The organism is Halarsenatibacter silvermanii, assembly GCF_900103135.1.
Lineage (GTDB): Bacteria > Bacillota > Halanaerobiia > Halanaerobiales > Halarsenatibacteraceae > Halarsenatibacter > Halarsenatibacter silvermanii.
In genome coordinates, this window is record NZ_FNGO01000001.1 from 131,612 (window position 1) to 151,823 (window position 20,212).

Sequence of the window (20,212 nt, forward strand, 5' to 3'; positions counted from 1 at the left end):
TGTAATATAATTAATGTGTAGGAGGTATATTATGCAGACCAACAGTGAAAGCGGGGCTGGAGCCTGGCAGTTTTCCACCCGCAAAATAGTGGTAGCGGGCATGCTGGGAGCTGTAGCTATAGTGCTGGGAGCTTCCGGCCTGGGTTTTATACCTGTGCCAACCCCCGCCGCCCATGCCACCATAATGCATGTGCCGGCCATCCTCGGCGGAGTTCTGGAAGGACCGCTGGTAGGGCTTTTGATCGGCCTCATTTTTGGCCTTTTCAGCTTCACCCGGGCCACCACGCCCTTTTTCGCCGATCCCACCATAGCCATCTTACCCCGTCTTTTCATCGGGGTGGCAGCTTATTATATCTACCGGTCTCTCAGCAGCAGAAGCGAAAACGCCGGATTTATGGCAGCCGGAGCAGTCGGTACACTGGTTAACACGGTCGGAGTGCTGGGTCTTACCGCCCTTCGAGGTTATCTGCCCACCGAAGCAGCTCTGGCCACGGGAGTGATGCAGGGAATACCGGAGATGATACTGGCCGCCCTGCTGACCAACTTGATCGCCGGAGCGGTTAGACGCTATCGATCCAGCTGATAATTAATCGACGCCCCTCCAGACAATTCCTTCGCTGGAGGGTTCTGCTTTTATTATGCCTTTTTCCTTGAGATGACTCAAAAAAGCCATCAGCGCCGTGCGGTTGACCACAGCTTCGTGAAGATTATTTATCTCTATACTCAGTTCCTGGCAGACCTTCCCTCCTAATTTTGAAGTCAGTCTCGGCTTTTGCAATATCCTGATCAATATGTCGCTGACGTCGTCAATCCTCCGCCTGTTCTCCTCCAGAACCCGGGAAAGATCTTCAGCTTTTACAATCTGACCGTGGGAGGGCACGAAATACCTTTCCGTTCTGTCTTCTATTTTAGCAAAAGTTTCGAGCGCTCTGGTGACATCCAGAAAAAAGGGAAGCGGATGCCTGTTTAAAGTTTTAGGAGTAAAAAAGCTGTCTCCGCTAAAAAACACTTCTCCGCAGGCAAAACCCAGCTGGCCGGGAGTATGCCCTATCAGGGGAACTGCCTCAATTCGTTCATCGAAAATTTGCAGAGCATCTTCTTTCAGCTCGAGCTTATGATCGACAGGACAGCCGATTGCCTCCAGAGATTTAATTCTGAGCTCTTTCGGCGGACGAGCACCGGCAAACAGATAACGAGGCTCAAGCCGGGGATGCTCGATAAATACGGACTCCTCTCTGGAAGCAATTATTTCCAGGTTCGTCTCCTCTTTGAGGAAACTGCAGCCCCGGGAATGGTCGGCATGGCCGTGGGTTATGGCGGCCGCCAGCGGATGAAGTCCTTCCCGGCGAAGTTCGCTCATAATCCGTTCGGCATTGCGTTTATCCAGGCCGCAGTCGATCAAAAAAGCTCCGCCGGATTCCAGCTCAATCACTCCTGTTTTCGTGCCGCCGCTAATATAGCTGACCCGACCGCTGATGCTGTGAAAGCTCATATTTGACTCCTCTCTTCCAGCCAGGATATGGTTCGGGCCAGCATTCCGGTGGTATAATAATGATTGAGATTTTCGTAAACTTCCAGCTCCAGCTGCTTTTCCCGTCCTCGTTCCCGATAAACTTTTAAAGCTTTTTCATAAAAATGGCGCTGAGCTGCCAGCGGCACCGAGCTATCATCCTCGCCGTGAAGCAGCAGAAGCGGTACACCGGCCAGCCTTTCAGATGAATGGAAGGGATCGTGCTTTTCGAGCCCGCTTTTATCCACATCGACCTCAAAATCTTCGGGATCACCGCTGTCTTCCTCCCCTTCTCTTCTCGCCGCCTCCTCCAGCAGCATATCGACTGTTTTGAGCCAGGCTCCAGAGCCATTCACACAGACGGCAGAAGCGAGTTTCGCACCTGCATCAGCTGTCAAAATACCTGACACCGTAAATCCTCCCATCGAGTGACCGGCCGCAGCCAGAGGCGAGCTATCACCCAGCTTTTCCTCCAGATGACCGAGCAGAAAATCCGCTTCTTCAACAGAATTGATCAGAACTGAAAAAAAATGTTCAGCTACAATTTCCTGCTTATCATAATTTAATTCTCCTCTTTCACCGTGATTTCTGGCGTCAGGCACCAGCACCCGCCATCCGTGAGAAGCCATGGTGCTCGCCCGAAATATCTGATTTTCCTTGCACGAAGACCACCCGTGATAATATATCATTCCGCCGGATAAAAGCTCTTGAGGGGGCACGAATTCAAGCGCGGGAATGCCGCCCGGTTCGATTTTATTCATCTCCACCATCGGATTTTTAAGTTCAGATGCCATCGTTTTTTGTATCCTCCTGCCGAAATATAGTAATATATATTTGCCGAACTGGTTCTGCCCCGTTTGCAAGAATTTGGGAGCTGTATTATACTTAAAAAAACTTGAGTTTTGATTAACAATCTTCGGGAGTGATGTCAATGTCAAGAAATCAGGGTGCCGGCCCGGATGAATCCAGCCAGGAAGAAGCCGGCTTTTTACAGCGCAAAAATATAGAGATTTCACTGCAGAGATACGGAATAGATGCTTTAAGTTCTATGGCCAAAGGGCTTTTCGCTTCGCTGATCGTTGGACTTATTCTCGATGTCATAGGAGATGCCGCCGGCATAGAACTTCTGGTCGAGTTTGGCGGCACGGCTCAGGATATGATGGGGCCGGCCATAGGCGTTGCGGTGGCATCAGGCCTGCAGGCTCCCGGACTCGTGGTTTTCACCTCGGTTATTACAGGGGGAGCCGGGGCCGCTCTCGGCGGACCGGTAGGAGCTCTTCTGGCAGCTATAGCCGGAACGGAATTCGGCAAGGCTGTCTCCGGAGAAACCCCTGTTGATATAGTCATCACTCCCATGACGACCATCATAATAGGCCTAACAGTGGCTGAATTTGTGGGTCCGGGCGTTGATGCTTTTATGACCGCTCTGGGAGCTTCCATAAATTATGCCACCTATCTGCATCCGCTGCCCATGGGGATTATCGTTTCCACGCTCATGGGCATGGCCCTAACTCTGCCCATCAGCAGTGCCGCAATCGGAATCATGCTGGGGCTGGAAGGTCTGGCCGCCGGGGCAGCCACGGCCGGCTGTTCGGCCCAGATGATCGGCTTCGCCGTGACCAGTTTCCGCGAAAATGGCCTGGAGGGATTGGTCTCCCAGGGGCTGGGCACCTCGATGCTGCAGATCGGTAATATCGTGCGCAATCCGCTAATCTGGCTCCCCTCAACTATAACCGGGGCTTTGCTCGGACCTGTGGCCACAGTGATTTTGGGTATGGAAAACAGCCCCGTCGGTTCCGGCATGGGCACTTCCGGCCTGGTCGGTCAGTTCGGAACTGTCGATGTTATGGGTTTTAGTTTTTCCGTGCTGGGTCAGATAGCTCTGCTCCATTTTCTGCTGCCGGCTGTAATAGCGCTGCTGATCAGCAGCTTCATGCGCCAAAAAAATCTGATAAAAGAGGGCGATATGACTCTTGATCTTTGATTTTTTCCCTTTGCCGGCCAGGTTTTACAGGTAATTTTCCAGCCGATTTAATGCTTCCTCGATATTCTCGAGGGAATTGGCATAGGAAAAACGAAGATACCCTTCAGCATTCTCGCCAAAATCTATTCCGGGAGTTACCGCCACTCCGGCCTCTTCCATAATATCGAAGGCCAGTTCATAGGAATCTTCACCGAATCTGCTGGCATCGGCAAAGACGTAAAAAGCTCCTGTAGGTTCATTTTTTATCCCGAATCCCAGATCTTTCAACCCCGAAATTATACGCCGCCTGCGACGATCATATGTATTCACCATATTCTCCACGTACTCATTACATTCCTGCAGAGCAGTGATACCTGCATGTTGAACGAAGGAGCCGGCGCAGATAAAATAATTTTGCTGCATTTTTTGGACAGGACGCACAAATTCCTCGGGCAGAATGGCATATCCCAGCCTCCAGCCGGTCATGGCATAAAGCTTGGAAAAACCGTTGACCACGAAGGCGCGGTCGGTAAATTCCAGAATTGATCGGGCCTTTCCTTCATACACGAGTCCGTGGTAAATCTCATCGGAAATAACATAGGGATCCAGTTCAGCCAGTGCTTTCAGGTCTTCGGCGGTACTCAAAGTTCCCATCGGATTGGAAGGTGAATTTACAAAAATTCCTTTTGTTTCAGAACTTATTTTTTCCTCGATGTCCTCTCTCCGATATTGAAAAGCATCCTCTTCATATACGGGAACTTTCACCGCCTCCCCTCCGGCCGACTCGATTATGTTGGGATAACAGGGATAATGCGGGTCGGAAACTATTATCTCCTCCCCCTGATTCAATAAAGCAGAGCAGATAAGCAGGATGGCCGGCGAAGATCCGGTGGTCACAATTATCTGTTCAGGAGAAACTTCCACATCATATCTTTGCCGATAATGTTCGGCGATGGCCTCTCTCAATTCTTTTAAACCTTTGCTGCTGGTATAATGTGTCCTGTTGTCCTCCAGAGCTTCAGCGGCAGCTTCTCGCACCGGCGGCGGGGTATTGAAATCCGGCTCTCCCACCTCAAGATGTATGATATCCTGGCCTTTTTCTTCCAGAGCTTCTGCTTTTTCCAGCACATCCATGGCAATAAAGGGAGGGATTTCCCGACATCGCTTTGAAACATCGCATTCAGGACTCATTTTCTTTCACTCCTTTTGCGGGTTGGCGGTTCTATTTAAGTTTTTTTATAAACAAAAAAGCAGGCCGGACTGTAATCGCTCAGCCGGCTCATTAATTAACTTCTGTATTTTTTTTAAAAGACCTTCATCCACCGACACCAGCAAACCCCAGGTGGTAAGAGGCCGGGAAAAATTTCATTGTGATAGAGATCAAAAATCAGTTTCCGAAAGCCTGCCTATCAGCTCGTCGGCTGCCACTTTTTCAAGGTCGCCGGAACAAAGATGCCAGTACTGGCCTTTTTCTGTTTCATCATTCAGCATCCTGATCAGATGAGGATGACAGGTCAGCAAAAATATTTGATTGCGCTGCGAAAGACGGACGATAATTCTGAGCGCACCGAGCAGGTGCCTGCGGTCGAGATTGGCCAGTGAATCATCAAATATAACCGGCAGCGGAGGTTCTATTTCTCGTATCCTGCTCAGTCTAACCGCGAGAAATAGCTGTTCTTTTGTCCCGCGGCTGAGTTCTTCAGCTCTCTTTTTGACCCCGCTCTTTTCATTCGAGGCGCGAAAATCTATTTCCGCCGATTCATCGGCCGGTTTTATCTCCTGATATTCTCCCGAAGTCATTTCGGACAGCAGTTCCCCGGCCGGCTTTAACAGTTCTTTTTTGGCTCTCTCGACTTCCCTTTCCCTGACTTTTTTCAGCAAAAAATGGACTGTTTTATGCAGGGCATAACTCTCAGCGCGCTTTCTAAGCTTACTGCGGGCTTCATCGAGCTCACAATGAGCTTTTCTGAGCCGGTCAGGAGATGAAAGCTCTTCCATTCTGTCTTTCAGTTTTTGCTTTTCTTCGGTCAGCGTTTCACTGCGGTCCTGCAAATTTTTGAGTTTTGTTCTGGTTTTTTCGTATTCCTCGTCGATTTCATCGCTGGATGCATAAAGATTTGAGAAACTGCGGAAACTGGCGAGAAGATCTGTTTTTTTACCGGGCGAAGACTTCTCAGCAGCGAAATCCTGGAAGGATCGCCTGATGCGGTCAGAAGCAGCCAGGGCATCCCGCAGCTGCTCTCTTAAGCTCTTAACTTCTTCGCTCAATTCTTTATAATCGAGTGCCTCTTTCCCTTTTTCGATATGCTGCTGCAAAAAATTTTCCAGCTCATCTTCCTCGGGATCAAAATGTATAAATTCCTCCGCCGTCTCCTGCTGCAGATTTTCCAGATTTCTCCGGGCCTCAGCCAGGCTATTGATTTCCTCCATATGCTCCTTACACTGCCCGGCGGCGGCTGCTATCCTTTCCCCTCCGATCAGAAGCTCCTCTTTTTCAGGCAGGACGAAAAGATTTAACCCCGCATCTTTTTCTATCTCCTTTAAAAGCTGTCGTATCCCGGAAAGCTCGTCTTTAAGCCGCTCTGCTTTCTCCTTTACAGTCTTCTTTTCATCCTGCAGCCGGGTAAATTCCGACTGCAGATTCTGCAGCGAATTAAAATAGTCTGTTATCAGCTCCGGGCCAGCATCCTCAGCCAGCCCCAGCCTGCTGCGATAAAAGTTGAGATCTTTCTGAATTTCCCGCTTTTTTTCACGAAGATTCTCCAGCTCTTTTTTCTTTTTCTCAAGCCGGCTTCTCTTTGCCTCCAGGCGGGCATCCAGCTCCTCAATTTTTCGGTCTCTATCCCTGGCCCTGCTGCCCGCTGTCAGATGAAAAACACCTGCCAGGGCAAACCCCAGTCCTGCGGCCGGCAGAGCGGCTGCGGGGGAAAAGAAGACAAAAATCAATATCGAAACCGCCAGAGTTCCTCCTGCTAACATAAATGAAATTCTGTTTATTTCAGCCGGCCGCCGACCGGCCGTGTTCTCCCGGCTTAAGCTCAGATCTTCGATCTCCGCTTTCAGTTCCTCGCTTTTACCCTCCCTGTCCTCGATTTCAGCTTCAATCTGCTCCAGGTCCGATATTTGTCGCAGCAGCCTGTCCTTTTCTATGCTGTCAGTCTCTAACTCCATCATATTCAAAAGATTCTGCTCCCATTCCGAATTGACCTGGCCGGCTTTATTTTTCAGCTCCTTCCACCTGCGGCCGTGCTGTTCCTTCAGCTGAAAATAATCTTCCAGCCGCTGTTTTAGACCCGAAAGCTGTTCACCGACCGCTGTTATCTTTTCCTTTCTCTCGCGGAAACTTTTAATTAAGCTTTTTAGTTCGATCTCGTCTCCGGCCAGGCGGCTTCTTATTCCGGCAGCCAGACGTTCAAATTCACGCCGACGTTCCTGACTGCGCTCCAAAAGTTCTTCCGCTCTATCGACATTCCGGCAGGAATATCTGCTCAGATCGAGCGCGCTGCCAGGATGGCGTTTATGTTTTTTCTCAAGACGTCTGAGCTTTTCCAGCGAGCTGTAGCGGTTTTTAAGCACATCCAGCCGCGTTTTTTTCAGTTTAAGATTCTCTTCGGTCTTTTCCAGCTCCTCCTGCTCGGCCTGGACCTCTTCGAGCTCATCCCGCGCCCGGCCATAATCCTGGACCTGAGATAAAGCTTCCTCAAGTTTTTCGCCAGCTGACTCCAGGCGGCGGCGGGGACTCTTAAATTCCCCCACATCGGTGCGTCCGTATTTGCCGCCGATCTTTCTGGCTCTTTTAAAATATCTATCGGCCAGCTCGGGCAGTTCGGTCAGCCTGGCCAGCCCGGCTCCGAGCAGAACCGAGCGCAGACGCTGCTTATCCTTTTTACTCTCGATCCCGGGAGGCACCTTCTGCAGTTCGCTGAGACTGATGGTGAAAATCTGCCGATAGCTAAAGCGATCTATTCCCCCGTAAAGCTCCCGCGCCGATTTACCGGTTTCACCCTCAATTTTGCTCAAAACTGGATCACCATATCCTTCCAGTCCGAGCTGGTAACGATCACCATCTGCACCGACCAGATCGGCTCTGACCCGGTAGCTTTCAACCGGCGGCGGCAAAAGCCCCCTGCGGCGAGGGAATCCCCAGGGGAGATATCTCAGTATTTTCATGAGGGTGGATTTGCCGGCTCGATTGCCTCCTCCCACCACAATCAGATCGGAATCGAGATCTGTCATCTTTTCCTCGCGAAAAACACCGAAATCACCGATGAACAATTCCGTAAATCTCATTTTTTTCCTCCTGACCGAATTTAATCGCCGTCAAAAAGCAGAGTAATAATCTCCCGGCGGGCAGCACTAAGAATCTCGCGGCGAGTTTCTTCATCAGGATAAAACCTATCATCTCTTCGTTCTTCCGGCTCCTCAGATCCCTGCCAGATCTCGCCCCACTCCGAAAGCAGTTCTTTTTTGAGCTCTTCATCCTCTTCAAGCTCTGCCAGTATCTTTTCCACCCGATCATAAAGTTCATTCTCCCTGAGTTCGTTGTGCGGCGGAAGCTCCGGTCCGGTATGAAACTGGAGCGATTTAGACCAGAGTATAGTCTTTCTGCCCGCATCGGCAAAGATGCGATTGAGTTCATCTATGAGTTCGGCCGCCGCTTCTGCGAAGTTATCCTTTATGTACCGGTGAACCGGTCCGCGGCCTTCTACCACCCAGCGCACGATAAAGGCTCTGCCTGGTTTGATTTTTTTTCCGGAGAACCAGCTGCTTTCAGGTTCGAGCAAATTCACCCTGCTGCTGCCGGGAAAATCCATTCTATCCTCGTTTTTGCGCGCCATAAATTTCCTGGCTCGCTTTTTCAATCTCTCTTTGAGATCTGTCAGAGTTTCAATCGTCTTACCTCCTTTTTCAGCTTCTTTCGAAATGTCGACCACAAGACGCTGAAAAATAACCGGAGAGGTAGGTATAAAATTTATACTGGGGCGCCGGGAAGGATATTCTGGATCATTCCCGACCAAAAAGCAGCCTTTGAGTCCCCGCTCACCGATACTGTGAGCCTGAGGTGTGCCGGGAAAAACAACTGCAGGAGGTTTATGATTCAAAACCTGCGGGCGATGCAGATGACCCAAAGCCCAGTAATGAATACCCGACTTATCCCGCAGATCGGACTTCGAGACCGGCACATACCTGCTGCTGTCGGCAGTCAGCTGCGTATGAAGCATACCGATATTGTAGCGGGTCTGATCGGGAACGGTAAAATAACGGTACATGCTCCGCTCCTCGAATCTGGATCTATAGGACTGTCCCAGAACCCGGGCCCGGCTGTTTTTCTCTTTAGAGGGTAGCTCTGCTTCAGCTGGTTTATTCCTTTCCAGAAATTCCGGATGCCTGATCATCTCCACCCCGTCCTGAGCAAGAATTTTTGCATTATCCGGAAGCTCGAAGGGTTCATTTTCGGCCCCTCCCGGATCATGGTTGCCGGAGATAATATAGACCGCAATACCCTCCCGCTTTAATTCGGCAAAAAGATCCCGAAGAAAACGGCTGGCTTTGACCGAACGGGCCCTGCGATCATACAGATCACCAGAGATAAGCAGAAAATCGACCTGTTCAGCCACCGCCGCTGCTGCCATAAGCCGGCAGGCTTTTAATCCCGCTTGATTAAAATGTTCTTCTACCCTTTTCGGAGGATTGCCCCCGTGCTTTACAGGCCTTCCCAGATGGATATCAGCCGTATGTATAAATTTCAGATTATCGCTCATAACGCACAACTTCCTTCCTCTTCTCGCTTTCTTTCCGCTTCTTTCGGCCACTGACTATAATTTTCTCTCCGTTCAGTCGATTTTCCTGCTTCCGCTCGGTCTGGTTTTTTATCAACATACTGGTTTTTTATCAACATAAATGATAAAATTGATTATACAGGATAAGCCTTGTTTGCTCAGAAGAAAAAACCAACAAATATTGTCAGGAGAATGGTGTGATTGTATGGAAAACGAGAAAAATTATGTCGATAAAAAATATGCTGGCTTCAACAGACGCCAGCGCTGGTTCGCCTATGCTTTTTTGCTGGGTTTTCTGCTCAAATACAATTATTTGCTGGTGAGAATTTTTGTTGTCCCCTCGCTGTCAGGCCTGATTCTGCGCAATATAGCCTTTCTGGTGATCATCGGATATTTCCTGCTGCCTTTAACTCGACAGCGCCGCGGGCGCAAAGTTCTGCTCAGAACGATGGCCGTTTTCACAGCTTTTTTTGCCGCCAATCTCTGGTATAACCGCTACTTTGGCAATTATCTGAGCCTGAATGACCTGATCGGCAGCGAAGATATAGGCAACCCGATGATCATCTTCAGGCAATTAATCAATTTCGGCGATATCATCTTCTTTATCGATATAATCATCATGACCGCCTTTCGTAAGAAGAAACCGGAGGCCGGAGCACAGACAGTCACCGACCAAAAAGAGGGAGCAGAGCTGCGCGATCTGGTTCCGGGCAGCCGAACTACAAAATCTGTGGTGATATTGATGGTCCTGCTGCTTATATTCAGCCAGACGCTCCTGACCAATTTCCAGCTGGGCAACCAAAACCCCCAAAAGCTTTACCGGGAGAGCGCCCCCGGTTTTGTCAATGTTTTCGGTATCTCCTCTCTCTATCTATTCGAAGTCTATGATCTGATCCAGGCCCGCCGGCAGCCTCCGGAAGATCCCGAGATGGCGGATCTTCCCTCTTTCATTCTCGAAGATGAATTCGATGGGGAGGCGAAAATCCCTCCCGAAACCAATATCATAGTGGTTCAGGTAGAATCACTCGACGAACAGGTTATGGATTTTCAGTACCGAGGCAGAGAAGTCGTGCCTTTTTTCAATAAATTTAAAGAGGAGAGCATTTATGCCGAAAATTTCTATGCCATGCATGTTAACGGCAGTTTTGATGCCGATTTTTCCCTGCTCACCTCTCTTTATCCCTTAAACCGCACCTATGCTTTCCGCGATAATGACATGAGCAAATTCGACTCTCTCGTCGATGAACTCAACGATAAAGGATATGAAACCCTGGCTTTCCACGGCAACGATAAATCATTTTTCCATCGGGATAAAGCTTATCCCGAGCTGGGGTTCGATAAATTTTACGGCAAAGCTGATTACTCGCTGGAAGATAAAGTGATGGATAAAGAGGATTTTTATCTGGGCATCAACGATTATGACTTTTTTCTGCAGTCGATCGACAAACTGGAGAGGGCAGAAGAACCCTTCTTCGGTTATTTTATAACTGTAACCAGCCACACCCCCTTTGACTCCTATCCGGGAAATCATTATGTCGAAGAATTTTCCGATATAGATGCTCAGTTTCTCCATGATTACTTTCAGTCAATTTCCTTTACCGACAGGGCATTCAGGCGTTTTTATCAGGAACTGGAGAGGAGAAACATGACCGAAAATACCCTCTTTGTCGTCTATTCCGATCACGATGCCAGCGTAGATACCGAACTTTACAGCTCGAGCGTGGATTTTGAGCTCGACCGGGAGGTCAAAAAACCGGAACAGATACCCCTTATGATTAAACATCCTCTCCTCGAACCGGATCGGATAGAAAATACCGGAACGATAACTGATCTGGGCCCCACCATTCTCGATCTGCTGGGGGCTGAGGAAAAACCCTATGAATTTCTGGGCAGGTCTCTATTAAAAGGTGATGAAAAGCCTGTCTTCTTTCTGCACGAAGTTCCGCAGATATTCTATTACGACAATCTGTTTTTGCGGTATCCCGATCACCTTGAAAAAATCGGCAGCCGGGAAAACCCCAGAAGGGTTATAGAAGAACACGAAATAGATACCGATAAACTGGATGCTATAATCGACTATATGCGCCAGATTATGCCGGCTCGCGCCCGGGAAGATGAAGATTGATTAAAATTTTCAGCCAGGGAGGCCTGCTGTTATGTTTAAAAGTTCTCTGACCATTCTCAAAATTTCCGGCATACCGATCAAACTTCACATAAGTTTCCTGCTCATCCTGCCTTTTATGGCCGTAGCTATCGGAAACAACATCGAAGAGATAGCCGGGCTGGCCGGCATTGAAAGAGTCGAACTCAGCTTCGCCCCCTATCTGCTCGGATTTATACTGGCAGTTCTGCTTTTTGTCAGCGTCACCCTGCACGAACTATCTCATTCGCTTGTAGCCCGCACTCAGGGCATGGAAATAAAAGATATAACTCTGATGCTTTTAGGGGGAGTGGCTCAGATCGAAGATGAATCGCTGGAGCCGGAAGCAGAGACCAAAATGGCCTTCGCCGGCCCTCTTTTGAGTCTGGCTTTAGGAATATTGCTGCTTTTTGTCATCAGGCCGATAACCGGCTTTTGGAGCGCCGATCTGCGTCTGATAATTTTTTATCTCGGTTTTATGAACATTTTTCTGGCTCTATTCAACCTGATGCCAGCCTTCCCCTCCGATGGGGGCAGAATTTTGCGTTCCCTTCTGGCGCGCAAAACCTCCTACCTCAGGGCCACCCAAATAGCTGCCAATATAGGCAAGGGTTTTGCCGTGATGCTGGGGCTTTTAGGACTGCTCAACGGCCAGATAATTCTGGTGCTCATAGCTTTTTTCATTTATATCGGAGCCAGCCAGGAATACAAATTCAATCTGGTCCGCGATGCTTTTGCAGATTTTCGGGTTGAAGATTTGATGACCGAAAATGTTATAACTGTAAAAAAAGACATGACAGTCGGAGAACTGCTCGATAAGATGCTGCTGGAAAAGCATTCCGGATATCCTGTAGTGGATGAAGTGGGCGAACTGGAAGGATGCGTCACGCTGGAAGATATAGAGGAGTTTCCCGATGAAAATCAGGAGCTCAAACAGATAAAAGAGATAATGTCCTGCGAATTAATCGAGGTGCAGCCGGAAGACAAGCTTTTCGACGCTTTTAAAAAGATGTCCCGGGCGGATATCGGCAGACTTATGGTCGTCAACGACCGCGGAGAACTGGTCGGCATACTGACGCGCTCGGATATAATGAAAGCCTATCAGCTTAAGAGCATCAGGGATAAGAGGCGGGACGGTGACGAGCTGAATTTCTGAGCTGACTTCTTCTCATGACAAATCGGCTTCTAGACACTGACGTTTAATCTTTGCAGCTCCCGGCGCAGATCAGTATCCCCGGCGCAGTGGATGCCGTAAATTCCACTCTCCCGGGCAGCTTCTATATTCTCTTTACCGTCGTCTATAAACAGGGTGTGTTCCGGTTCCAGTCTGAACTCCTGGAGCATTATCTGATAAATTTCATCCTCAGGCTTTATGTAGGTAGCTTCACCCGAGATCACCTCATCGCGAAACAGCTCGAAAAAATCAAACTTCTCCTTAACCTCGGAAAAGCCCTGAGACGGATAGTTGGAGAGTATGTAAAGAGGATAACCGGCTTCATCCAGTTCCCGGGCCACCTCTACATTTTCTTCGATCGGCCTCATCATTTTAGACCAGCTGCCGATTGCTTTTCTAATAGTTTCAGATTCATCGGAATATTTATCACAAAAAATCCTGATAATCTCTCGCCTCTCCAGAAGTCCTCTGTCCAGCTTTTCCCAGTCATCCGAGAAAAAAGTCTTATTAGCCAGCTCCCGGGCCTTTTCTTCCGAATCGACATATCTGCCGTAATAATCTACGGGGGGATATTCCAGAAGGACACCGCCTACATCGAACACGATATTTTTGATCAAAACTCCCTCTTCGGTTTCTTTCACTATTTATACCTCCCTGCAGTTAAACCTGACCTGGTATAGTTTTTAAGTTTCAGCATGGATTTCCACCGTATCCTCATCCTCTAGCTCATAATCCTGAGGCACCGGCTGGCCGGGAAAACGAGCCGAACCCCAGAGCCGCGCTTTCTTCAGATTAGCAGCCAGATCTTTGTGAATAGAACGGGCAAACTCCCTGACCGTGCTTCCTCTATCGAGGGTGAAAGGATCGGGCTCGGGTTCTTTGCCGGGCTCTTTGCTGTATACTCTGATTATATTAAGCCTCTCATAAAACATCTCCGGTATCCTATCGACATTTGTACCGTCCTCGAAGGAAACAGGTTTTATCTCCACCTGGGGAAAAAGTTCGCGAACGACCTGCAGGTTCTCCTCTGCTCCTTCCAGATCTACCTTGCTGGCAAAGATGGTCAGTTCCGAAGGAGTGAAGGCTTTAACACCCTCAGGTACTTCATCCAGAACTATGCGCTTGCTGCGCAAAAAATCGAGGGTGCCGGAAATCTGATCAAGGCAATTCTCCGAAGCAGCATCTATCATTATAACCGGAAAGGCAGCCCGCTGGATAGCGCCGATCATGGGCCCGGGAACATCCTCGGGTACCAGTGGAGGTGTATCTATCACCTGGATCTGTACATCTTCATATTTAACCATTCCAGCCTGAGGTTTATTGGTTGCAAAAGGATAATTTGCCACTTCGACGGGTGCGTTGCTGAGAGATGCCAGCAGCGAAGATTTGCCGGTATTGGGATAACCCAGCACGATTATCTGCCCGGCCCCTTCTTTTTTGATCTTGTAGGGGTTATATTGGGCCTTCTCATCGCTCTTCTCTTTCTGCTCTTTGATATTGGATATCTTGCTTCTCAGCTCGGCCTGAAGTTTATCTGTGCCCTTATGTTTGGGCATAACGGCCAGCATTTCCCTCAATGCAGCCAGCTTTTCATCGGGAGAGCTGGCTTCCTGATAGACTTTTTCAGCTTCATAATATTCCGGCGGAAGATTGGCAGGCATCTATTTTAAAACCTCCCATAAATTTTATCATAAATTATTATAACACAGTCTTCAAAAAACATCACATCCGCCTTTCAGCCGCAGGATCCGTTAGCACCAAACAACATATCTCTATAAGCTTCGCAAAAGTTTTCTTGAAAATGTTCAGCCCGCCGCCTGATAGGAGATCAGACGCCGGGCTGAAAATTTACCCCTATCCAGACGGCTACCGGGGGGGCAGCTAATATCTGAAGGGGTTTAGAGCCCGTTTTCTGCCGGACTCTAAAATAATATTTCTGGTTCAGCATTAAAACTCCTGCAAGAAATTTTTACCATTGTTCTTTATAGGTGACAGTTTTCTTCTTTTTCCTGAAAACAGGGTATATAACGAGCACCCACCCTGATAGCCTCTTTCAGGCTCACGGGGCTGGCGATACCCTCTCCGGCGATATCGAAGGCTGTACCGTGATCTACCGAAGTTCTCAGAAAAGGCAGGTTGTTGGTCAGGGAAACTGTGCGCTCAAAATCGACCATTTTGGCCGCTATATGTCCCTGGTCATGATAAAGAGAGATCACCGCATCATATTGTCCCTGCAGGGCAAAATGAAAAACACTGTCAGCCGGCAGAGGGCCCTCTACATCATAACCCTGCTGTCGTGCTCTTTCGACCGCAGGTTTTATCTCCTCCATCTCCTCGGTGCCGAAAAGTCCTCTTTCACCTCCATGAGGATTTAGCGCGGCTACGGCCAGATTGGCCTCATATATTCCCAGCCTTTCCAGAGCCTGATTGCTTTCGACGATATTCTCATAAACCCTCTCTTCAGTTATTTGATCGCAGGCTTCTCTGAGCGATAAATGGCGGGTCAAAAAGAAAATTCTCAGATCGTGAACTTCGAACATGGTCAGGGGATAATCAGTATCAGTAAGATCACCCAGCATCTCCGTATGCCCTATATAATCGACTCCCCCGGCTTTTAATGACTCTTTATTTATCGGGCCGGTGACAATTCCATCAAGCCGACCTTCTAAAGCGAGTTGACAGGCTCTCTCTATATATTCAAAGGAGGCCTGTCCGGCTCCGCCGCTGATCTGACCGAATTCTATCTCTTCTATATCGATATTATCCATATCGTAAAGATTTATATAATCGGAATCATAATCTGCAAATTCCTCGTCAAGTTCCCTGATCTCCTTATCGACTTCAGCGATTTCGCGGGCTTTTTCCAGCACCTCTCTGTCACCAAAAACTATCAGTTCCGCCATTTCGGCTATTTCGCTGTCAGCCAGTGTTTCCACCGTTATTTCCGGGCCTATGCCGGCCGGATCGCCCATGGTTAAACCTATTCTGTGCTTCACAGATCATTCCTCCTCCGCCTTAATTTTATCTATACAGAGCTCCATAGCATCCTCGTCTCCGATTAGACCTCCTTTGCTGACAAAGGAAAGTCCGGCAAATTCTCCCCCTATCAGACGTCCGCGAACAGCCAGGGGAATAATTTCTTCTTCAACCTCGATGCCCCGGGCGTTCAAACGCTCGAGCATAGCTTTGACATTGTCACCACCGCTGACAAAAATTCCGGCTGGCTCCTCGAGCCCGGCCAGTAGCCCGGCAGCAATCTCAGCTATCCCGGAAGTGACCCGTTCCATAATTTCTTCCTCTTCTCCCGGCTCGAGCTGGTTTATATCTTCATCAAAATCAGCAAAAGTTTCGAGCTCCTCATCGCTCAGAACATCGTCGCGGGTACGGGCGCTCACGACTCCTATAATAGAGCTTTCTCCCGCTCTCTTCCGCAGATCATTCTGACAGCGGCTGATCTCCTCCTTTCTCAGCTCCGGCTGCAGGAGCTTTTTAACATCCGCTTTCACCAGAGCTGGATCTCGGTTAACCTCCAGATAATCAAGCTGTTCTCTGGTAATTTCGGTGGCGCTGCCGACTGCCATAACCACCTTTTTAGAAGAGGGGGCTTTCTTTCTGCCCGGCAGCAGGCTGGCAGCAGCCCGGGTGAAAGGCCCGGGATCGGCAGTGACAAAATTAAATTCTATATTCTGCAGAGCCCGGGCAATAACATCTATATCCTCTTCCTCCACGGCATCACAGACAATTATCTCACAGCCCTCCTGTCGGCGCCGCCTTAAAGCCTCTTCAAGCCGGTAACCGCCGGCTAGAACCTCGCGGAGCTCCACCCGGCCTATCTGACGGCCCGTCTGCCGCGAGATAATCTCTGGAACGAAACTTTTATTTACCGGAGTTTTAGGATCCTCAGCCGCCCCGGTTCTCTCCAGCGGGCGTGAATTTACCAGCAGATACCCGCCCACACAGATGCGGCCGGATGAGGGAAAGGCCGGCACAACCACCGCCGCATAATCATCCCCCAGAGCGGCGAGCAGCCCGTCAAGTTCAGCGCCAATATTGCCGCGCAATGTGCTGTCCAGACGCTTGTTTATCAATTCGGGCAGTTCACCGCTTTCAAGAATATCAGCAGCCGTCTTTTCAACCCTTTCACGTGCCTTCCCGGCAGCAATGCCTCTGCTGGCAGTATTCACAGCAGCAGCTGCAAAATCAGCCAGCTCCGATTCAAAATCCGGGAGCGGATAATCAAAAGAAGCGGTGCGAAAACCCTCTTTAGAGAGCAGAACTCCGGTGGCGTTGGCCCCGGTCAGGTCATCGGCAATAACCAGCACCTCAACCATACAATCACCTCCCGGCACCAGGCGGGACAAAATCTACAGCTGCCGACAGTCCGAGACTATTTTTCATAAACAGCTCCCCTGTCCCCGGAGGTAACAAACCGGGAATAGCGGGCCAGATAGCCTTCTTTGACTTTGGGCTCGATTGTTTCCAGCTGCTCCAGCCTGCTCTGCAGTTCCTCATCTTCGACCAGCAGATTTATCTCGCGTTCCGGAATATTTATCTCTATCTCATCTCCTTCTTCGACGGCGGCAATCGGACCGCCCTCCATGGCTTCGGGTGATATATGGCCTATCGAAGCTCCCCGGGAAGCTCCCGAAAAACGGCCGTCGGTTATGAGCGCCACCTCTTTATCGAGGCCGATGCCAGCTATAACCGAGGTAGGTCCGAGCATTTCGCGCATTCCGGGACCGCCTTTGGGTCCTTCGTATTTAATCACAACCACATCGCCGGCCTCTATCTCGCCTTCGTACATGGCTTCCACAGCTTCCTCTTCGCTCTCGAAAACCCGGGCCGGTCCGCTATGGGTCAGCATTTCCTCGGCTACAGCCGATTGTTTTACCACACAGCCGTCCGGGGCTATATTGCCTTCGAGAATTGCCAGCCCCCCCTCCTCGTGATAAGGGTTATCGGCTGAGCGGATCACATCTTCATCCAGCACCTCGGCTTCGTCGGCAATCTCGCCCAGAGTCTGACCGCTAACCGTTCTGGTCTCTTCATCGATGACCTCCAGCTTTGTAAGCCTCTTGATTACAGCCTGGACGCCGCCGGCATAGTAAATGTCCTCCATGTAATGCGAACCGCCGGGACTCATGTTACAGAGGTGGGGAACTTCTCGCCCGATCTCATCGAAGCGAGATATATCGAGATCCACCTCTGCTTCAGCTGCTATGGCGGGTAGATGCAGCACAGAATTGGTCGATCCGCCCAGGGCCAGATCTACAGCGATGGCGTTCTCAAACGCTTCCTTCTGCATTATGTCTCGGGGCTTTAAATCCTTTTCCAGCAGATCCATTATTCGACCTCCTGCCCGGGTAGCAAGCCGCTTTCTTTCGGCCATGACAGCCGGTATGCTGCCGTTGCCGGGCAGCCCCATACCCAAAACCTCGGTCAGACAGTTCATCGTGTTGGCGGTAAACATGCCGGCACAGGAACCGCAGCCGGGACAGGAATGGCTCTCGATCTCTTTGAGCTCCTCTTCATCGATTTCTCCGACCTTGGCCTGGCCGACAGCCTCAAACACATCTTTTAAATCCCGCCGCTGCCCCTTCCATTTACCGGCCAACATGGGACCGCCGCTGACCAGCAGGGCCGGTATATTGAGGCGGGCTGCTGCTATCAGCATACCCGGTATCACCTTATCGCAGTTGGGCACCATGACCAGAGCATCAAAACCGTGAGCTAAGGTCATAGCTTCGATCGTATCCGCTATCAGCTCGCGGCTGGGAAGCGAATACAGCATTCCCCTGTGATTCATGGCTATGCCATCACAGATCGCTATGGTGGGAAATTCCAGCGGCGTTCCTCCGCTGGCCCGGACGCCATTTTTCACCGCGTCCACGATCTGGTCGAGATGAACGTGACCGGGAACTATCTCATTGTGAGAATTTACAACACCGATAAAAGGGCGGGAAATCTCCTCCTGACTGTAACCGGAAGCTTTGAGCAGACTGCGGTGAGGAGCTCTCTCCACTCCCTTTTTAACTTTATCACTGCGCACTGTTTATCATCTCCCTGGTGACAAAATTTTGGGGCAGCCCGAAATTCGTTCAGCAGACCCTGATAAACTCAGATGATCTGCAAATTCCGGGCTGCCTGATTAAGCTATTTTCTGCCGAATTTCAATTTGCGAACCGCGCCTGACCTGAGATTATCTCAGCTCCAAACTGTGATCAAATAGGGATAATAAGCGATCCCAAAAATGCAATAATCAGACCTAGCACACCTATGATTCCCGTCACAACCGTGTAGGTTTTGAGACCTCCCCGGGTGGTCAGACCGGAAAGTTTGGTGGTTATCCAGAAACCGCTGTCATTGACATGCCCGAGACAGAGACCGCCGGTACCTATGGCCATAGCCACCCAGATGGGGCTGACGTCTGTACCGCCGATAACCGGTGCCATCAGTCCGCCGGCAGTCAGTATGGCGACGGTACCAGATCCCTGGGCGATTCTGAGCAAAAATGCGGTCAACCAGGCCAGAAGGATAAGATTAATACCAAATCCTTCCGCTGTGGATTCTATAACTTCTGCTACTCCCGAAACATCGAGCATTTCGGCGAAGCTGCCGCCGGCACCTGTTATCAAAAGCACCAGACCAGCGGAAGACATAGCCTTTGAGAGCGCCTGATTGACAGCATCTTTATCCAGATGAGAGGAGGCCACCATATAGGCCAGGAGAGCACCTATCAGCAGAGCTATGGTCGAACTGGAGATGAAGTGAATGAAAGGAGGTGTCTCCCCGTAAACAGCCTCGCTCACAGTACCTGTCAGAATCAGGAGTACCGGAGCTAAAATCGGCAGCATGGAGCTGGCAAATCCGGGCAGCTCTTCAGGTCTCATATCATCAGCTTCTTCCATATCTTCGATGGCGGCATGATCGAGATCCTTCTCAGGATTGAAAAAGCCTCTGTCCAGAAAGAAAATTTTGTAGATATAAACAGAGAGAATGACCAGCAGCACGCCGGCCACCGCGCCGACTCCTATCATCAGACCCAGGTCTATCTCCAGCATCTCGGCCAGAGCCAGCGGACCGGGAGTAGGTGGAACCAGCATATGAGTTGCGAGCGCTCCGGAAACCAGAGCTGCTACAAAAAGAGCGATGGTCCTGCCTGTCAGCTTGGACATACTGCGGGCGATGGGAATAATTATAACATAAACAACATCGTAAAATACAGGAATTGATCCTATAAATCCGGTGCCGGCGGTGGCAAAGGAAGCCTTATCCTCGCCAAAAATATCCAGAAGCTTATTGGCGATGGAATGAATTCCACCGCAGGCTGCCAGCAGCTGACCGAGCATGATACCGAAACCGATGGGAAGGCCGATGGATGCCATCATATCCCCGAAACCGGTGCCGATGGCGTCTACAGTCGCTTCAAAACCCAGTCCTACTGCCAGACCATAATAGATCGAGGCTATGATCAGGGTCATGGCAGGATTGAGCTCGAACTTCATTATCAAAATAAGAATTATGAAAACCGCAATTCCAACGTGTAAAAGCAGCATTATTTAATTACACCCCTCGTTGAATTATAAATCCGACATTTTTACTGCGCTCTTCTCAAAAAGAGGACTTATGATCCTGTCGCAATCAG

The 20,212-nt window shown here is 49.7% G+C and carries 15 protein-coding genes; 4 read left to right on the forward strand and 11 right to left on the reverse strand.

The genetic code is table 11. The features are described 5' to 3' along the window. The first annotated feature begins 31 nt into the window (after positions 1 to 31). The gene (locus BLT15_RS00600) at positions 32 to 583 is read left to right on the forward strand and encodes an ECF transporter S component (protein WP_089757636.1); all 552 of its coding nucleotides are present in this window, start codon (positions 32 to 34) and stop codon (positions 581 to 583) included. A gap of 3 nt (positions 584 to 586) precedes the next feature. Here BLT15_RS00600 and BLT15_RS00605 read toward each other — a convergent pair whose 3' ends face one another. After that, positions 587 to 1,492: an MBL fold metallo-hydrolase gene (locus tag BLT15_RS00605; RefSeq protein WP_089757638.1), complete on the reverse strand. Its 906-nt coding sequence runs from the start codon at positions 1,490 to 1,492 to the stop codon at positions 587 to 589. Further along, positions 1,489 to 2,304 (reverse strand): alpha/beta fold hydrolase, encoded by an 816-nt coding sequence (locus BLT15_RS00610; RefSeq protein WP_089757640.1) that lies wholly within the window; start codon positions 2,302 to 2,304, stop codon positions 1,489 to 1,491. The genes BLT15_RS00605 and BLT15_RS00610 overlap by 4 nt, the downstream gene beginning before the upstream one ends. 137 nt (positions 2,305 to 2,441) lie before the next feature. On the opposite strand from BLT15_RS00610, the gene BLT15_RS00615 reads away from it, so the two are divergent. Next, positions 2,442 to 3,494, forward strand: a complete 1,053-nt coding sequence (locus BLT15_RS00615; RefSeq protein ID WP_089757642.1) for a PTS sugar transporter subunit IIC — start codon at positions 2,442 to 2,444, stop codon at positions 3,492 to 3,494. A 24-nt stretch (positions 3,495 to 3,518) separates the two neighbouring features. Here BLT15_RS00615 and BLT15_RS00620 read toward each other — a convergent pair whose 3' ends face one another. The 3 genes from BLT15_RS00620 to BLT15_RS00630 all read right to left on the reverse strand — a co-directional run bounded on the left by BLT15_RS00620 (position 3,519) and on the right by BLT15_RS00630 (position 9,235). Further along, entirely contained in the window at positions 3,519 to 4,664 is a 1,146-nt protein-coding gene (locus BLT15_RS00620) for a pyridoxal phosphate-dependent aminotransferase (RefSeq protein ID WP_089757644.1), read from the reverse strand. A 189-nt stretch (positions 4,665 to 4,853) separates the two neighbouring features. Then, positions 4,854 to 7,763 (reverse strand): AAA family ATPase, encoded by a 2,910-nt coding sequence (locus BLT15_RS00625; protein ID WP_089757646.1) that lies wholly within the window; start codon positions 7,761 to 7,763, stop codon positions 4,854 to 4,856. A gap of 20 nt (positions 7,764 to 7,783) precedes the next feature. Then, entirely contained in the window at positions 7,784 to 9,235 is a 1,452-nt protein-coding gene (locus BLT15_RS00630) for a metallophosphoesterase family protein (protein WP_089757648.1), read from the reverse strand. A gap of 223 nt (positions 9,236 to 9,458) precedes the next feature. Between BLT15_RS00630 and BLT15_RS00635 the strand changes: the two genes are divergently transcribed. Continuing rightward, a complete protein-coding gene (locus BLT15_RS00635; RefSeq protein ID WP_159429744.1) occupies positions 9,459 to 11,378 on the forward strand; it encodes an LTA synthase family protein in 1,920 nt (639 codons plus the stop codon). A gap of 31 nt (positions 11,379 to 11,409) precedes the next feature. Beyond that, the gene (locus BLT15_RS00640) at positions 11,410 to 12,549 is read left to right on the forward strand and encodes a site-2 protease family protein (RefSeq protein WP_089757652.1); all 1,140 of its coding nucleotides are present in this window, start codon (positions 11,410 to 11,412) and stop codon (positions 12,547 to 12,549) included. A gap of 29 nt (positions 12,550 to 12,578) precedes the next feature. Here the strand turns inward: BLT15_RS00640 and BLT15_RS00645 are convergent, their stop codons facing one another. From BLT15_RS00645 to BLT15_RS00670, 6 genes are all read right to left on the reverse strand, one after another. Then, on the reverse strand, positions 12,579 to 13,208 hold the full coding sequence (locus BLT15_RS00645; protein ID WP_089757653.1) for an HAD family hydrolase: 630 nt from the start codon (positions 13,206 to 13,208) through the stop codon (positions 12,579 to 12,581). 42 nt (positions 13,209 to 13,250) lie between these two features. Continuing rightward, complete coding sequence (locus tag BLT15_RS00650; protein WP_089757655.1) at positions 13,251 to 14,228, reverse strand: TGS domain-containing protein; 978 nt, start codon at positions 14,226 to 14,228, stop codon at positions 13,251 to 13,253. Between the two features lie 321 nt (positions 14,229 to 14,549). Next, positions 14,550 to 15,563 carry a 4-hydroxythreonine-4-phosphate dehydrogenase PdxA gene (pdxA, locus tag BLT15_RS00655; protein WP_089757657.1) on the reverse strand — a complete coding sequence of 338 codons (1,014 nt, stop codon included), beginning with the start codon at positions 15,561 to 15,563 and terminating at the stop codon, positions 14,550 to 14,552. Between the two features lie 3 nt (positions 15,564 to 15,566). Continuing rightward, a complete protein-coding gene (locus tag BLT15_RS00660) occupies positions 15,567 to 16,898 on the reverse strand; it encodes a four-carbon acid sugar kinase family protein (RefSeq protein WP_089757659.1) in 1,332 nt (443 codons plus the stop codon). A 56-nt stretch (positions 16,899 to 16,954) separates the two neighbouring features. Further along, positions 16,955 to 18,616, reverse strand: a complete 1,662-nt coding sequence (gene ilvD / locus BLT15_RS00665; protein ID WP_089757661.1) for a dihydroxy-acid dehydratase — start codon at positions 18,614 to 18,616, stop codon at positions 16,955 to 16,957. Positions 18,617 to 18,788: 172 nt separating this feature from the next. Beyond that, the gene (locus BLT15_RS00670) at positions 18,789 to 20,123 is read right to left on the reverse strand and encodes a GntP family permease (protein ID WP_089757664.1); all 1,335 of its coding nucleotides are present in this window, start codon (positions 20,121 to 20,123) and stop codon (positions 18,789 to 18,791) included. Positions 20,124 to 20,212 lie beyond the last annotated feature (89 nt).

Coding starts and splice junctions, on each gene's coding strand:
- BLT15_RS00615 (WP_089757642.1), top strand. CDS start 2,442: ATGTCAAGAAATCAGGGTGCCGGCCCGGATGAATCCAGCCAGGAAGAA.
- BLT15_RS00610 (WP_089757640.1), bottom strand. CDS start 2,304: ATGGCATCTGAACTTAAAAATCCGATGGTGGAGATGAATAAAATCGAA.
- BLT15_RS00605 (WP_089757638.1), bottom strand. CDS start 1,492: ATGAGCTTTCACAGCATCAGCGGTCGGGTCAGCTATATTAGCGGCGGC.
- BLT15_RS00635 (WP_159429744.1), top strand. CDS start 9,459: ATGGAAAACGAGAAAAATTATGTCGATAAAAAATATGCTGGCTTCAAC.
- BLT15_RS00670 (WP_089757664.1), bottom strand. CDS start 20,123: ATGCTGCTTTTACACGTTGGAATTGCGGTTTTCATAATTCTTATTTTG.
- BLT15_RS00630 (WP_089757648.1), bottom strand. CDS start 9,235: ATGAGCGATAATCTGAAATTTATACATACGGCTGATATCCATCTGGGA.
- BLT15_RS00650 (WP_089757655.1), bottom strand. CDS start 14,228: ATGCCTGCCAATCTTCCGCCGGAATATTATGAAGCTGAAAAAGTCTAT.
- BLT15_RS00600 (WP_089757636.1), top strand. CDS start 32: ATGCAGACCAACAGTGAAAGCGGGGCTGGAGCCTGGCAGTTTTCCACC.
- BLT15_RS00660 (WP_089757659.1), bottom strand. CDS start 16,898: ATGGTTGAGGTGCTGGTTATTGCCGATGACCTGACCGGGGCCAACGCC.
- BLT15_RS00620 (WP_089757644.1), bottom strand. CDS start 4,664: ATGAGTCCTGAATGCGATGTTTCAAAGCGATGTCGGGAAATCCCTCCC.
- BLT15_RS00640 (WP_089757652.1), top strand. CDS start 11,410: ATGTTTAAAAGTTCTCTGACCATTCTCAAAATTTCCGGCATACCGATC.
- BLT15_RS00625 (WP_089757646.1), bottom strand. CDS start 7,763: ATGAGATTTACGGAATTGTTCATCGGTGATTTCGGTGTTTTTCGCGAG.